Source organism: Desulfofalx alkaliphila DSM 12257 (assembly GCF_000711975.1).
GTDB lineage: Bacteria > Bacillota > Desulfotomaculia > Desulfotomaculales > Desulfohalotomaculaceae > Desulfofalx > Desulfofalx alkaliphila.
On record NZ_JONT01000004.1, the window covers coordinates 55,869 to 70,023 of the forward strand.

Annotated in this window: 15 protein-coding genes and 1 other RNA gene; 12 read left to right on the forward strand and 4 right to left on the reverse strand. The window is 41.5% G+C overall.

What is annotated here, in order from left to right; all coding sequences use genetic code 11:
- Nucleotides 1-85: 85 nt before the first annotated feature.
- Nucleotides 86-223, reverse strand: a complete 138-nt coding sequence (locus tag BR02_RS0104095) for a zinc ribbon-containing protein (RefSeq protein WP_031514461.1) — start codon at nucleotides 221-223, stop codon at nucleotides 86-88.
- Between the two features lie 381 nt (nucleotides 224-604).
- On the opposite strand from BR02_RS0104095, the gene BR02_RS0104100 reads away from it, so the two are divergent.
- From BR02_RS0104100 to uppP, 3 genes are all read left to right on the forward strand, one after another.
- Nucleotides 605-1,483, forward strand: a complete 879-nt coding sequence (locus BR02_RS0104100; RefSeq protein WP_084170926.1) for a ClpP family protease — start codon at nucleotides 605-607, stop codon at nucleotides 1,481-1,483.
- Entirely contained in the window at nucleotides 1,480-1,692 is a 213-nt protein-coding gene (locus BR02_RS0104105; protein WP_031514465.1) for a YlzJ-like family protein, read from the forward strand. The genes BR02_RS0104100 and BR02_RS0104105 overlap by 4 nt, the downstream gene beginning before the upstream one ends.
- A 135-nt stretch (nucleotides 1,693-1,827) precedes the next feature.
- A complete protein-coding gene (gene uppP, locus BR02_RS0104110; protein ID WP_031514467.1) occupies nucleotides 1,828-2,613 on the forward strand; it encodes an undecaprenyl-diphosphatase UppP in 786 nt (261 codons plus the stop codon).
- A 44-nt stretch (nucleotides 2,614-2,657) separates the two neighbouring features.
- On the opposite strand, the gene BR02_RS0104115 is transcribed toward uppP, so the two are convergent.
- On the reverse strand, nucleotides 2,658-3,038 hold the full coding sequence (locus tag BR02_RS0104115) for a spore coat protein (RefSeq protein ID WP_051688115.1): 381 nt from the start codon (nucleotides 3,036-3,038) through the stop codon (nucleotides 2,658-2,660).
- Nucleotides 3,039-3,061: 23 nt separating this feature from the next.
- Entirely contained in the window at nucleotides 3,062-3,259 is a 198-nt protein-coding gene (locus tag BR02_RS0104120) for a ferritin family protein (RefSeq protein WP_031514470.1), read from the reverse strand.
- 137 nt (nucleotides 3,260-3,396) lie between these two features.
- Here BR02_RS0104120 and BR02_RS0104125 point away from each other — a divergent pair, with 137 nt between their 5' ends.
- From BR02_RS0104125 to BR02_RS0104135, 3 genes are all read left to right on the forward strand, one after another.
- Nucleotides 3,397-5,664, forward strand: coding sequence for a DNA translocase FtsK (locus BR02_RS0104125; protein WP_031514472.1), 2,268 nt, complete (start codon nucleotides 3,397-3,399; stop codon nucleotides 5,662-5,664).
- Between the two features lie 102 nt (nucleotides 5,665-5,766).
- Nucleotides 5,767-6,831 carry a tRNA 2-selenouridine(34) synthase MnmH gene (gene mnmH, locus BR02_RS0104130; RefSeq protein ID WP_031514474.1) on the forward strand — a complete coding sequence of 355 codons (1,065 nt, stop codon included), beginning with the start codon at nucleotides 5,767-5,769 and terminating at the stop codon, nucleotides 6,829-6,831.
- A 5-nt stretch (nucleotides 6,832-6,836) separates the two neighbouring features.
- Nucleotides 6,837-7,619 carry a helix-turn-helix domain-containing protein gene (locus tag BR02_RS0104135; RefSeq protein WP_031514476.1) on the forward strand — a complete coding sequence of 261 codons (783 nt, stop codon included), beginning with the start codon at nucleotides 6,837-6,839 and terminating at the stop codon, nucleotides 7,617-7,619.
- Nucleotides 7,620-7,689: 70 nt separating this feature from the next.
- Here BR02_RS0104135 and BR02_RS15730 read toward each other — a convergent pair whose 3' ends face one another.
- Entirely contained in the window at nucleotides 7,690-7,980 is a 291-nt protein-coding gene (locus BR02_RS15730) for a zinc ribbon domain-containing protein (protein WP_157834922.1), read from the reverse strand.
- A 183-nt stretch (nucleotides 7,981-8,163) separates the two neighbouring features.
- On the opposite strand from BR02_RS15730, the gene rimO reads away from it, so the two are divergent.
- From rimO to BR02_RS0104165, 6 genes are all read left to right on the forward strand, one after another.
- Nucleotides 8,164-9,495, forward strand: coding sequence for a 30S ribosomal protein S12 methylthiotransferase RimO (gene rimO / locus BR02_RS0104145; protein ID WP_031514479.1), 1,332 nt, complete (start codon nucleotides 8,164-8,166; stop codon nucleotides 9,493-9,495).
- Entirely contained in the window at nucleotides 9,496-10,032 is a 537-nt protein-coding gene (gene pgsA, locus BR02_RS0104150; RefSeq protein WP_031514482.1) for a CDP-diacylglycerol--glycerol-3-phosphate 3-phosphatidyltransferase, read from the forward strand.
- A gap of 91 nt (nucleotides 10,033-10,123) precedes the next feature.
- Nucleotides 10,124-10,469, forward strand: an RNA gene (rnpB, locus tag BR02_RS15035) — RNase P RNA component class B.
- Nucleotides 10,470-10,531: 62 nt separating this feature from the next.
- Nucleotides 10,532-11,170, forward strand: coding sequence for a hypothetical protein (locus tag BR02_RS0104155; protein WP_169738569.1), 639 nt, complete (start codon nucleotides 10,532-10,534; stop codon nucleotides 11,168-11,170).
- Complete coding sequence (locus tag BR02_RS0104160; RefSeq protein ID WP_031514485.1) at nucleotides 11,163-12,635, forward strand: AAA family ATPase; 1,473 nt, start codon at nucleotides 11,163-11,165, stop codon at nucleotides 12,633-12,635. Before BR02_RS0104155 ends, BR02_RS0104160 begins: the two co-directional genes overlap by 8 nt.
- 177 nt (nucleotides 12,636-12,812) lie before the next feature.
- Nucleotides 12,813-14,051, forward strand: coding sequence for a competence/damage-inducible protein A (locus BR02_RS0104165; protein WP_031514487.1), 1,239 nt, complete (start codon nucleotides 12,813-12,815; stop codon nucleotides 14,049-14,051).
- Nucleotides 14,052-14,155: the final 104 nt, after the last annotated feature.

Here is a 14,155-nt window from a genome sequence, read left to right on the forward strand (position 1 = left end):
CCGCAAACCCTTATTATGTAAGGGTTCTGCGGTTCTTGTTCTGTATTTGACCACATTGAGAATTCAATCAGTGAATTTCTTGATGCTAGACACGGGTAAATTCAGTGCCGTTGCATTTAGGGCATGGTGGTAAAGTATCAGTATTATCGTCTAGCCTAACTAATTGACCACATTTGTTACATTTATAAGTACCAATACCGGGCTTTTCGCCTGTAGTTGGCATATAATGCACCTCCTTTCTATGGAAATATCATTCATAATGACAAGTTTCCACAAAACATAGGATTTACCTTTATCTAACAATGTCGGAATATGTTTGAAGAAAGCAATGCAAATAAGTCTCGACGAATGAATTACTGATATTTGTAGGGACACGAAAGTTAAGTGTGTGGGTGAGGAAGGCGGAACAGGTCCTGAGATATTTACGAATGTGGAACTTAGGCCAATTTCCCAGGATGGGATTGGCATGTAGAGAATATCAATACAGAGCGAAAATATGGAAGTATAAAAAATTTGGTGTAAGCCAACTCTTTCTAAATGGGGTGTATTTTTTTATTTGTTGAGCCATAATAACTCAGAAGAACAATGCCAAGGAGTGAACTACATGTACGATTTTTACCAGCAGTTTGGAGAGAATCAGCCTGGGCCAAATTTTATACCTACCACAGGTCCAGTGCCTGGGCCCAACACCACCCCTAGCCCCAACACCCCACTTCCCGGAAGCCCGGGAACACTACCCGGCCAAAGCCCCGGTGCAGTTCCCCAAAACCCAGATACTAATAAACCAAAAAGAGTGGTGGGTCAAGCTAAGGGTACTCTGGATGCTATAAAAGAACTGGGCACCACAGAATTGCCGGAGGTAAAAAGTAATATTCATTGTATCACCATAGTGGGTCAGGTGGAGGGCCACCTAACTCTGCCCCCTCAAAATAAAACCACCAAGTATGAGCACATTATTCCCCAATTGGTGGCATTAGAGCAAAGTGATGAGGTAGAAGGGGTTCTGATTATTTTAAATACCGTCGGGGGAGACGTGGAAGCCGGCTTGTGTATTGCAGAGATGATCGCCAGTTTGAGCAAACCCACTGTAAGTATTGTTTTAGGTGGGGGACACTCAATTGGAGCGCCCATAGCTGTATCCAGTGACTATTCATTTATTGCAGAAACCGCCAGTATGACCATTCATCCCATAAGGCTTAACGGACTTGTGATTGGAGTGCCACAAACATATGAATACTTAGATAAAATGCAAGATAGGGTGGTGCGTTTTGTCACAGAGCATTCTAACATCAAAGAGGAGAAGTTTAGAGAGCTGATGTTCCGCACCGGAGAATTGGCCAGAGATATTGGAACGGTACTTATAGGCCGTGATGCGGTGGAGGTAGGGTTGATTGATGAAGTCGGTGCCCTTGGCAAGGCGGTAAAGAAACTTAATAATTTAATAGAAGAAAGGAAAGGTACGCAGGGGGTGCCATTACAGTGATATTATATACTCCAATGCAGTTAGAATTGGTTTTAGAAGGCATTGAACCGCAGTTTAATAATAAACAGCGGGAAGTTAAAATAGGCAGCTCTACGCTTATTGTGGAAGACAGTGCCTGGGGCAGCAGTCGTGTGGTTCGGCTAATTTCTACCAATCCAAATGATTACTTAAACCCCCGCTATACACCGGGCACAGAGATTCAAATATAATGAAAAAACTAAGGCTTTCGCCGGCGTCCAAGGGGAGTTGGCGTAAGCCAAGTTTTTATATAACACCGTTATTTATACTAAAAAGAGTTAATTATTCTTCCCTGGGTTCATATACATAGCCTCAGGGGTGATGTAATGACAGACCTTCAAGGGTTGGTTTTAGGTATAGTACAGGGTTTAGGAGAGTTTTTACCCATTTCCAGCTCCGCACATTTGGTTTTAATACCATGGCTTTTTGGCTGGCCATATGCGGGATTGGTTTTTGATGTTGCGCTGCACATGGGTACCTTGGTGGCAGTGGTTGCGTTTTTCTGGCGTGATTGGTTGGCTTTGGCAGGGGATGGTTTGCGCTTTAAAAGAAGCCAAGGGTGTAAGCTTTTTTGGTACCTGGTTTTAGCCACCATACCGGGTGCAGCATTTGGTTATGTTATGGCAGACTATGCAGAGACCCTTTTTCGCACGCCCATCTTAATTGGTACCATGCTTATTATCATGGGTGTCATTTTATATCTAGTTGATAAAAATGCACCAAGCCAAAAGGAGTTAAAACAAATATCTTTAAAAGACAGCTTAGTTGTAGGGTTCATTCAGGCCTTAGCGATTATTCCGGGTGTATCCCGTGCCGGTGCAACCATGACTGCCGGTAGGGCAATGGGTATGAAGAGAGAAACAGCGGCTAGGTTTTCTTTTTTATTGTCCACGCCCATTATATTTGGGGCTGGTTTACTGGAACTACAAAAACTTACCTTTTCAGATATAGACCGTGCCTTTATGCTTGGGGTAATAACTTCGGCAGTGGTGGGCTTTTTATCAATAAAATTTTTGCTTCGGTACCTAACCCAAAAAAGCTTCAATATTTTTGTATGGTATCGGTTTGCATTGGGAGCACTGGTTATTATTATAGCCCTGTGGCGGGGATAATTAGAAATAAGCCACCGGTGTTTTGCCGGTGGCTATGGCGGTTATTAATACATTTGCCCGCTGTGGGGCATATGTTGTGGCATTCTCTGCTGTTGGTAGTTACTTGTTCCGTAGTACTGCTGTTGTTGACTGCTGTTAATAGTATGCATAATTTCATTTTGCATATTATTAATCTTTCTAGAAGCTTGGGATATCTCTTGTTGCTGGGCCATGGTGGGTTGATACCAACCCCTTTGGTTCATCATATCAAATAATTGTTTTTGTTCATTGTAAGTTTCAGTTAGCACGTTGATATAGCTCTGCCTAAGTTGATTGTTAGATGTTTCTAATATTTTCCGATTAATACATTCACAGGTGTATTTTAAATCCATTAACATAGAAGTGGCCAGGTCTTTATCCCTAATTTGATCAAAGGTTTGTCCCATGTTCATTCTCCCTCCTTTTTAGCTTATTGCATGTTTACGCCGATATGCCTGGATAGCATTTGGAATGCTTGCATACGTCGATGGGACATTTCCTGACAGAAAGATTTTAATTGCGGATCTTGACATTCCCGGGCAAAATGGTTAAAACCCATAATATTGGAACCTTCCAGCCGCAGGTGGTCTTCCAAATCTAATAATTCGCGCGTTGTAATATTGTTCATTCTATTCCTCCTCTCGTAGTAGATATTTACAGTTGTAATATGTACCAAGGAAAAAATATTATGCAAGCCTTCTATCAGGTTCATTAAAAAGGGATATGGTAATTTTTGTAGTATATATATCATGGGGGTGTGACAGCTTGCGAGTATTACAAAAAATCAAAGATGACCTTAAATATGAAATAACCGGAATTATGCTGTTGGCACTGTCACTGCTGGGCCTGGCAAGTTTTTACAGCACATCACTGGGTGCTGTCGGAAATTTTATTGGCAGGGTATTGCTTGGCATTTGTGGCGAGGGCCGAATAATTTTCCCGGTTTTACTGGGCGTTTTTGGAGTACGCTTAATAATGCAAAGAAACAGGTCAACAATATCAGTGAAGGTATACGGTGGAGTACTCTTGTTTTTTATTGTGCTCACCCTATTGCATATCCAATACCCGGTGGAAGAGGCCTTTGCCTTAGGTTATCAGGGTTTGGGTGGAGGGTTAATAGGTGCACTTTTTAGTTATTTGCTGCAACATGCCTTTGGCCAGGCCGGAACATACATTATATTAATTGCGGCCTCATTGGTAGCCTTGTTACTGTTAACCAACAGGCCACTGTCTGATTTGACCTCTGATTTTGTAACCAAAGGCAAATCAAGGTTGACGGCAGCCAAAGATTCATTGACAAATTTTTTATTTACTGAAGTTGAGGAAGAAGTGCCTGCAAAGGGACAAAATAATAACGGTAATAACCAACATGAAATTACATATTTCGCAAACAATAGTGAAACAGACAATGCTGTGCAAGGCAAATCCCAAAACAGTGAAGGGTGGGTTCACTCAGAAGCGGTTATTAAAATAGATGAAAGTCAATCTGGCATTAATGAATCAGAAAGTGGAGATGCTGAGGAGCCGTGGAATAGCCGGCAGGCACCTGTCACCTATACGCAGCTCTCTATAGATGATGTTCCACGATATCAGCTACCGCCTTTGACATTGTTATCGCGACCAAACCAGCCTAAGGTGGGAAAAGGAAAAAAGAATATAAATGAGCGCGTAAAAACCTTAGAAAGCACAATGGCAGACTTTGGTATTAATGCAAAGGTTACCCATGTATCAATGGGGCCGGCCATAACCAGGTTTGAAATTCAACCGCCCTCCGGTGTAAAAGTAAGTCGCATCGTTAGTTTGGCTGATGACATAGCTCTTTCAATGGCTGCCCCAGATGTGCGTATAGAGGCACCTATACCTGGCAAAGCAGCCATCGGTATCGAGGTGCCTAACGATGAGATATCTATGGTGCATTTGCGTGACCTGCTTGAAAGCAGGGAATTTGTTCAATCTACCTCAAAGTTGACCATTGCCTTAGGACAAGATATTGCAGGTAATGCAGTGGTTGCAGATTTAAGCAAGATGCCCCATGTCCTAATTGCAGGGGCAACGGGGGCAGGAAAAAGTGTTTGTTTGAATACTTTAATTGCCAGTATCTTGTTTAAAGCTACTCCCGATGAAGTTAAGTTGATGATGATTGACCCCAAAATGGTTGAGTTGGCAAACTACAACGGCATACCTCATCTGGTTTCTCCTGTGGTTACAAATGCTAAAAAAGCTGCAACTTCTCTGCGGTGGGCTGTGAAGGAGATGGAGCGCCGATATAGCTTATTTGCTGAAATGGGGGTACGGGATATTAACAGATACAATAGCATAATCAAAGCCCAGGCACCGGACAAGGCGCAAAATCGACTACCCCTAATCGTTATAATAATAGATGAATTGGCAGACTTGATGATGGTTGCACCCGCTGACGTGGAAGATGCGGTATGTCGCTTAGCTCAGATGGCCCGGGCTGCCGGTATACACTTGGTGGTGGCCACACAGCGGCCATCTGTTGATGTTATAACCGGCTTGATAAAGGCTAATATTCCTTCCCGAATATCCTTTGCGGTGTCATCGCAGGTTGACTCGCGTACTATCTTGGATATTGCCGGAGCGGAGAAACTGCTGGGTAAAGGAGATATGCTGTTTTTCCCGGTGGGAGCCCCTAAACCTGTGAGATTGCAGGGTGCCTTTCTTTCAGACAAGGAAGTGGAAGATTTAGTGGAATTTTTAAAGAAACAGGCAAAGCCGCATTACAATGAAGAAATAACCAAAGAAGAACCCCTAGAGGACCAGTCACCTCCCCTGGAGGATGAGCTTTTGCCTACAGCTGCAAAAATATTAATAGAACAGGGACAGGCATCAATATCCATGTTACAGCGGCGGTTACATATCGGTTATGCCCGGGCAGCCAGGCTAATAGATATTATGGAACAACGGGGCATCGTGGGCGGCTATGAAGGCAGCAAACCCCGTGCGGTATTGATGACACTGGAGCAGTACTATCAAACCTTTAATGACCGGCAATCTCCTCCGGAGAGTTAATACATTTAGGCCCTTGTTAGGTAAGGGAAAACAGTTTTCTGGCAAGCAGGAATAAATAATTATTATCTAGAATAATCACAATATAGACGGAAGGCTTTGGCAATGTATAAAGATATTACTATAGAAGAGGCATTAAAAATTAGCAATGCCTGCTACATAGATTTACGTTCAGAAATAGAATACGACGAAGACACTCTGCCGGGTGCAGTAAACTTACCTCTCTTTAACAGCGAAGAAAGAGCCCGCATTGGCACCCTATTCAAGAATGAAGGGGAGGAAAGGGCAAAACAACTGGGTCTAGAATTGGCAGGACCTAAGCTGAAAGACCTTTACCTAGAAATAAAGGAAAGGTCTAAAAATAAAGTGCCGGTTATTTTTTGTTGGAGAGGGGGAATGCGCAGCCAGTTTGTGGCTGCTGTATTATCTAGCTTAGGTGTTAACTTTGTAAGAATTATAGGCGGGTATAAATCATACAGAAGATGGGTATTTAATTACCTTAATCAAGAAGAACTGCCCCATAAGGCAGTGGTTTTACACGGTTTAACCGGGGTTGGTAAAACCCATGTTTTAGAGAAGTTAGAAAAAAAGGGAGCTCCTGTGTTAGATTTAGAGGGCTTAGCCTGCAACAGGGGTTCAGTATTTGGCAATATAAATATGCCCCCTTCACCGGGACAAAAAAAATTTGAATCTTTAATTGTAGATAAATTAGAAACCTTTGCGCCAAGTAAATATTTTATAGTTGAATGCGAAGGAAAAAGACTAGGTAATTTACTGGTACCGCAGGTGATAACAAAAAAAATAAATAGCGGTTATAAAATACTTTTATACGCAAAACTAAGCACTAGGGTAAACAGGATTATAGAGGATTATACCGTTGGCCTAAATCACAATATAAAGGAACTGCAAATATCTACCACAAGGTTAGCTAAAAGATTGGGGTGGAAAAAGGTAGAAGAAATAAACCTGTTATTAGAAGAAGAAAATTTTACAGAGGCATTTAGCTATCTTTTAACATTTTACTATGATCCTCTATATAAATACCCTCAACAACCGGACGAAAACTATAATCTATGTGTAGAATGTGAAGATCTTGACCAAGCGGCCGAAGAAATATATCAGCATATTAAAAAACTACCAGGGTACAATGATGTAAGGAACAGGAGGTGACACCTTTGGATGTTGGCAACCGTTTAAGGGAATCGAGACTTGCCCAAGGGTATTCACTTGAACAAGTGGAAGAGGCCACAAAAATAAGGTCCAAATATATAGAAGCTCTGGAAAATGAAGAATATCATTTATTACCCGGTGAGGTATATGTGGTAGCCTTTATGCGTAATTATGCTAAATACTTAGGGTTAGATGATGAAGAATTGGTGCAGCAATACAGGGCTCAACAATCTCCACCTACGCCGGAAATATCCCAGGAAGATTATACGGAAAAACCAAAAAGACGTAAAAGAAGAGAAATAAGACGAAAACCCAGAAAAGGCAAGCCTCGCACTTTATCCTATGTCATTGTGGCCTCAATAATTTTTTTAGCCGTCATTGCGTTTGCCGCTATGAATTCAGATAAATCATCAAAGCCCGACACTGCCCAACAGCCAGGGGTGGGCCAGGAGGACAGGCTGCCCGATACTGATATAGGAGAACAGGATGACAATGATGGATTGGATGGCAACTTACCCAATGAAGATCCTGATCAACCGCAACAGGTTGAGTTGGTTTTAAGTGTAGTGGAAGATCGGTGTTGGATGAATATAGAAGTGGATGGTCAAACAGAGTTTTCCGGCATTGCCAGTGCCGGAGAAATAAAGGAGTTTATTGGACAAGAACGAATATATATAGAGTTAGGCAACGCAGGGGTGGTGGAAGTACAGTTAAACGGGGAAAATTTAGGTACTCTGGCTCCTAGGAATCATGTATATAGAACGGAATTTACAGTACAGCAGGGTTAAATATATTTAAAGGAACCCATTATATCAATTATAATGGGTTCCTTTTCTGGCTATCAAAAAAATCGTGGCGCTATTCATCGCCTTTTATATGCCAGCCGCAGTTTGGGCAAAAATTAGCATTTGGTTTATAATAATGGTGGCATTTGGGGCAGGCCACTTCAATATCATCGGTAACATCAATGGTGCTTTTTTTGCTTAATTTAGGACGGGTGGCCAGATGCAGTGGGAAAAACACAAAAAACAGAAAGGTAACGCCCATGCCCCATAGCAGGGATGAAATGTGAGAGCGTCCCCTTTGTAAAGAGTCCCAAACTGTATATATGCCGGCTAAGAAAAAAATTAAAAAGCTAAGATAGTGCAAATTATTCACCTCTCCATATATATATATTATGCCATAAAAAGCAATACTGCAATGATTATATTTGTAGCTCAATTTATAGAACCCATAAGATGTAAAGCAAACTTTTGTTTATGGTTGTGCTCTGGAGGCAAGGCATTTATACTTTAACTGTAGATGGTGAACAATACACTGGAGGAAATAACGATGACAAAAAAGAAAGTTGCAGTGGTTAGCTTAGGTTGTGCTAAAAATCTGGTGGATACCGAAAATATGTTAGGTCTTATGTGCGAAAGCGGCTATGAAGTAACCACCGATGAAAGCCAAGCCCAAATACTATTGGTAAATACCTGTGGGTTTATTGAGTCTGCTAAGGAAGAATCAATCCAAGCTATATTAAACCTTGCACAACATAAAAAAACCACAGACGCAAAACTCATCGTAGCAGGATGTTTGGCGCAAAGATACAAGGACGAAATAATGGAGCAAATGCCAGAGATAGATGCCATTGTGGGCACAGGAAACATTAAAGAAATAGTGGATGTGGTCGAAAAAACATTGAAAGGCCAACGGGTTAACACCGTAAAAGAACCGGGTTTCGACCTTGATAATTATATCCCCCGTGTTATTTCAATCCCTGGACACAGTGCATATGTGAAAATAGCCGAAGGGTGTAATAACCGCTGTGCCTATTGTGCTATACCGAGCATTAGGGGTAAGTACCGCAGCAAACCAATGGAAATAATAGAAGAAGAGGTTCGTGAACTTGTTAATGGGGGTATAGTAGAGATTATCTTGGTGGCCCAAGATACCACCCTTTATGGCATTGATCTTTACGGAGATTACAAGCTATCTGAATTACTCAACAGACTGGCTAAAATAGAGCAATTAAAATGGTTAAGGGTTATGTATTGTTATCCCACGCACTTTATGGATGACCTTATAAAAACCATTGCCGAAACACCTAAGGTGTGCAAGTACATAGATTTACCGCTACAACATGCTTCTGATACCGTACTGTGCAGAATGAACCGTAGAGGAAAGGTGCAGCAGATAAAAAATTTAATTGCAAAAATAAGGGCAAATATTCCTGACGTTACTTTACGCACCTCATTTATAGTGGGCTTTCCCGGTGAAACAGAAGAAGATTTTGCGCAATTGTTATCATTTATGGAAGAAATAAGATTTGATCGGGTGGGTGTATTTAAATACTCATTGGAAGAGGATACCCCTGCCTATGAAATGCCAAATCAAGTGGATGAAAAAACAAAAGAAGAAAGATACCATCGTGCCATGGCTTTGCAACAGAAAATATCCCTTAATAAAAACAGGGAAAAAATCGGAAGGATTATAGAAGTTTTGGTGGAAGGTGAAGTGCCGGATGAGCCCGGCACCTATGTGGGAAGAAGCCAAGGAGATGCTCCGGAAGTTGATGGAATAGTTTACTTTAAGGCAGGAAAAAAGGTAGAATATGGCGAACTGGTACAAATCAAAATTACAGACTCTGCTGAATACGACCTGATGGGAGTTTTGATATAAATGAACTTACCTAACCGCCTGACACTTGCCAGGATATTTTTAGTACCGGTTTTTTTACTGGTTGTAACGACTAAATTGCCCTATGGCGACTTACTGGCCGCTGCAGTTTTTATACTGGCAGCAAGCACCGACGGATTAGACGGCTACTTTGCCAGAAAAAACAAAATGGTAACCAGGTTTGGAAAAGTTATGGATCCTCTGGCTGACAAACTGCTGGTAACAGCTGCCCTGGTCAGTCTTGTGGGATTGCAGCGTTTGTCCCCATGGGTGGCAGTAATCATAATTGGGCGCGAATTTGCAGTGTCGGGATTGAGGACAATGGCTGCTTCAGAGGGTACTGTTATTGCTGCAAGTAAATTGGGTAAATACAAAACAGTTAGCCAGATTATTGCCATTGTAGTAATGTTTATTCCACAACTCCCTTACTACTCTGTGTTAGGTAATCTTGCTATGACAGTCGCAGTGGTGTTTACCATTTGGTCCGGTATAGACTACTTTGCCAAGAATTGGCAGGCAATTAAAAAGGGCGGGCTTTAATATTTATAATAATGATTGTAGTCCACAGCCCACCACCAATTATTACATTTGTAGCACCAATACAAATGTGCTATAATAGGGTTCCTGGGAGTACAGCGGACAGTCGCTGTTGTGGTACCTTAATAAATTAGTACCATGATAGAGGAAAGTCGAGACGCACACAGCCCTTTGGCTGTAAAATGGAGCTCAGCGCAAGCTGAGGCAGGGCGACCTGACGACGGAGAAAAAAACTCTAGTAGTTTTGAGTAACCATAAAGTGCCACAGAAACTAATTCATCGGGCGACCGGTGAGTGCAAGGGTAAACTCCTCCAGTGCGCAACCCAAATAGGCGAACGGCTATGCCGAGTCGCGGGTAGGGGCACCCCGGAAACGGGGAAGATATATTATTATATATCTTAGATAGATGACTGTCGAAAACAGAATCTCGCTTACAGCTGTACTCCTTTATGGGTACAAAAAGGCGCCATCGGCGCCTTTTTTCTTACCAACTGTTTCAAGGTGATATATATAATTAACTATGTTATAATGCTTAGTGTTATCTCACTAACTAACTTTGAAGTATTAGGAAGGGTGATGCCCGTGAAATGGCGTGGTTTTCATATCCCAATTATAATTTTGTCATTACTGGGCGGACTGGCCTTATTCTTTGGCGGTCAATTTTTATATAACAAATATAATTACGAACAACCTTTGGAAAATATTTTTTCTAATAATGAATATGTGCAGAGCTACAACATCGAGAAGAAATCAGGAACTGTTCATATTGATATTGAAATTAAACCCAATGGTGATGTAAACATTGCACAGGTGTACAAAACATTATATCAAGATTCCAAAGATGTTTTAGGTCGTGAGAATTTTACCATTGCTTTAAACGATAATCCAGACAGCGACCTCCAAGCTGCGTGGGAGAAAAGTCAATACTTTGTTCACCAAGCAATAATGCTAGGGAATTTCCCTGAAATGGCCGAACAAATAGAAAACTTCACGGCTGAAAACAATGCCATTGCCAAGGTTTATGTTGAGCATGAAAATATTTATGTACAAATGTATAAGGAAAACGGCCATAACTTGTTGCGGGTTATATCCCGCCGGAATAACAATGCTATAACAACAGGAGGTGGGGCCAATGATTAAAGAAATAAGTTTAGGCCTTGCCCTTGCAGTAATAATATTTTCCATAGTTGCAGGGTATAACATTTTACCTTTAGTTATATTGGCTTTGGCAGGGGGGGTGCTATACTTCATAGCACAGTCCAGAGGTTTAGTTAAAAGTTTTGAAAGCTCTGATAAGCCAAACACCAAAGTGAACTTTGAGCATATCGGGGGGCAGAAAACCGCCATAAAAGAGCTAAAAGAAGCATTAGATTTTATAAGAAATTATAAAGAAATCACATTGCTAGGAATTCGCCCCTTAAAAGGTATACTGCTCACCGGTCCTCCGGGTACCGGCAAAACCTTGTTGGCTAAAGCTGCGGCCAATTATACCGACGCAGTGTTTTTGGCAACCTCAGGTTCAGAGTTTGTAGAGATGTATGCCGGAGTTGGTGCCCAAAGGGTACGAAAACTTTTTAAAACTGCCCGGGAAAAAGCCAGTAAACTGGGTAAAAATAATGCAATTATATTTGTAGACGAAGTTGAAACACTGGGGGCTAAACGCGGTCAAAACAGCAGCCACATGGAGTATGATCAAACTCTAAACGAGTTATTGGTTCAGATGGATGGGCTAAAAGCCGATGAATCTGTAAGAATATTGGTTATTGCGGCCACCAACAGGGCTGATATGCTTGACCCTGCTTTAATGCGCCCTGGGCGCTTTGACCGTCAAGTTAAAGTAGAGCTCCCAGACCGTCAAGGTCGTTTAGAAATATTGAAAATTCATGTCCGCAACAAACCGTTGGCAGATGACGTTGATTTAAACAACTTAGCCAAGGAAACTTTTGGTTTTTCAGGGGCACATTTAGAGAGTCTTGCCAATGAAGCAGCTATCTTTGCCATGCGTGAAAACTGTAAGCAGATACACTATCGCCATTTTCATGAAGCAGTTGATAAGGTAATTATGGGGGAAAAGTTGAACCGACGCCCCTCATCAGAGGAATTACACAGGGTTGCCGTGCACGAGACAGGGCACGCATTGATATGCGAGTTACTTCGGCCAGGAGCGGTATCAACCCTTACAGTTACACCTCGGGGAGGAGCTTTAGGATATATGCGGCAGCACAATGAAGAAGAAATGTATTTATATACCAAAGATTACCTGGAAAATCAAATCGCAGTTATGTTAGCAGGGGCGATGGCTGAAGAACAGATAATTGGTAACCGCAGTACCGGTTCAGCCAATGATTTTGAAAAGGCCTTTAAAACAGCAGAAAATATTATCAAAACCGGTCTTAGTGACATAGGTATAGTGTCTTGGGATAACCTTTCACAAGACCGGAAGTTTAAAGAGGTTAAAAAAATTCTTGAACAACAAGAAAAGAGAGTGGAAGGGTATATTAAACAGCATATAGAAGAAATTAATAATACAGTAACTCTACTTTTGGAACAAGAAAAATTGACCGGTGATGAATTTAGAAAAATTATTAACAAAAAGGTGGCATAAATTTTTATGACATGTTATCATTTCTAGGGTTGGTAAATATCAACCCAATTTTCCTAATTAATTTGTAATAAACTTCACATGCCTGGCAGGATTTTTTGCTACCATGTAGAAAATTATATTTGAACATGTAGTATAGAATGATTTTTAGATATTATATAAAAGTAGTGGGGTAATTATATGAAAGCAGAGCTCATCTTTACAGGAACGGAATTACTTTTAGGGCAAGTATTAAACACTCACGGCCGGTATTTAGGGCGCAGACTGTCTGATTTGGGTATTGAGGTTATACTGCATACCACCGTCGGCGATGATTGGGAGCGTATGGCAAGTGTCTTTAAACAGGCTTTACAGCGATCAGATATAATTATCACTACCGGAGGTTTAGGACCTACCTCTGATGACTTAACTAAGGAAACTATAGCTGAAGTGTTGGGTTTAAGCATGGTATTACATGAGGAGTCTTTGGCATCGATAAAACAATTTTTCACAAGCAGAGATAACAAGATGCCGGATAGTAATCTAAAGCAAGCATATTTTCCTGAGGGCGCAAATGTAATACCAAATCCATGTGGAACAGCACCTGGAGCCATTATTGAAACTAAAGACGGCAGGGTGGTAATTATATTACCGGGCCCACCCTGGGAACTGGAAGCAATGTGTGAAGGTTCGGTGGTTTCCTATTTAGCGTCTTTAGAAGGGCGTGGTGACGTAACACGATTTACAACTTTAAAACTAACAGGCATAAGGGAGGACGATGTTCAGGATTTATTGAATGACCTGGATGGTGTAAACAACCCGGAAATATCCTATATTGCACGTCCCGGCGAAGTTCATGTTCGTATTAGTGCACATGCAAAAACAGCCCAGCAAGCTGATAAACTGGTTAAACCCCTTGCCGATGAGGTAACAAAGCGGCTAAAACCATACATTTTCGCCATGGATGATGAAAGAATTGATTTTGTTGTGGGTGAGTTATTAAGAAAAAAAGATATGACCATTGCCGTTGCAGAATCATGTACTGCTGGGATGGTTGAATCTCGCCTTTGTGATATGGCCGGATGTTCAAAATATTTAATTGGTGGGGTTGTTTGTTACAGCTCCATGGTAAAAGAAAAAATTCTAGGCATTGACCCCAAAGGTTTGGCTGAGCACGGGGCAGTCAGTGAATGGGCTGCCAAAGCAATGGCGGAAAATGTGCGCAGCATGCTTAAGTCTGATTTGGGTCTGGCTGTCACAGGAGTGGCAGGGCCTACGTCAAGTGAAAATAAACCCATCGGATTGGTATATATTGCCTTGGCTACGCCCGAAGGTACCCAATGTCGGGAATATAAAATGCCCGGACGACGCATGGCTATCCGCCAAGGCGCGGTTAACGCATCTTTAAAAATGGTTCGCCATTATTTAGAGGGTACATAGGTTGTGTTATTTAATTATATAAAAAACAAAGGCTTTCGTTTATTTATGAAAGACTAAGCGAAGACCTTTGTTTTTATTTTTTGCATTAAATTGTTTTTTAAGAT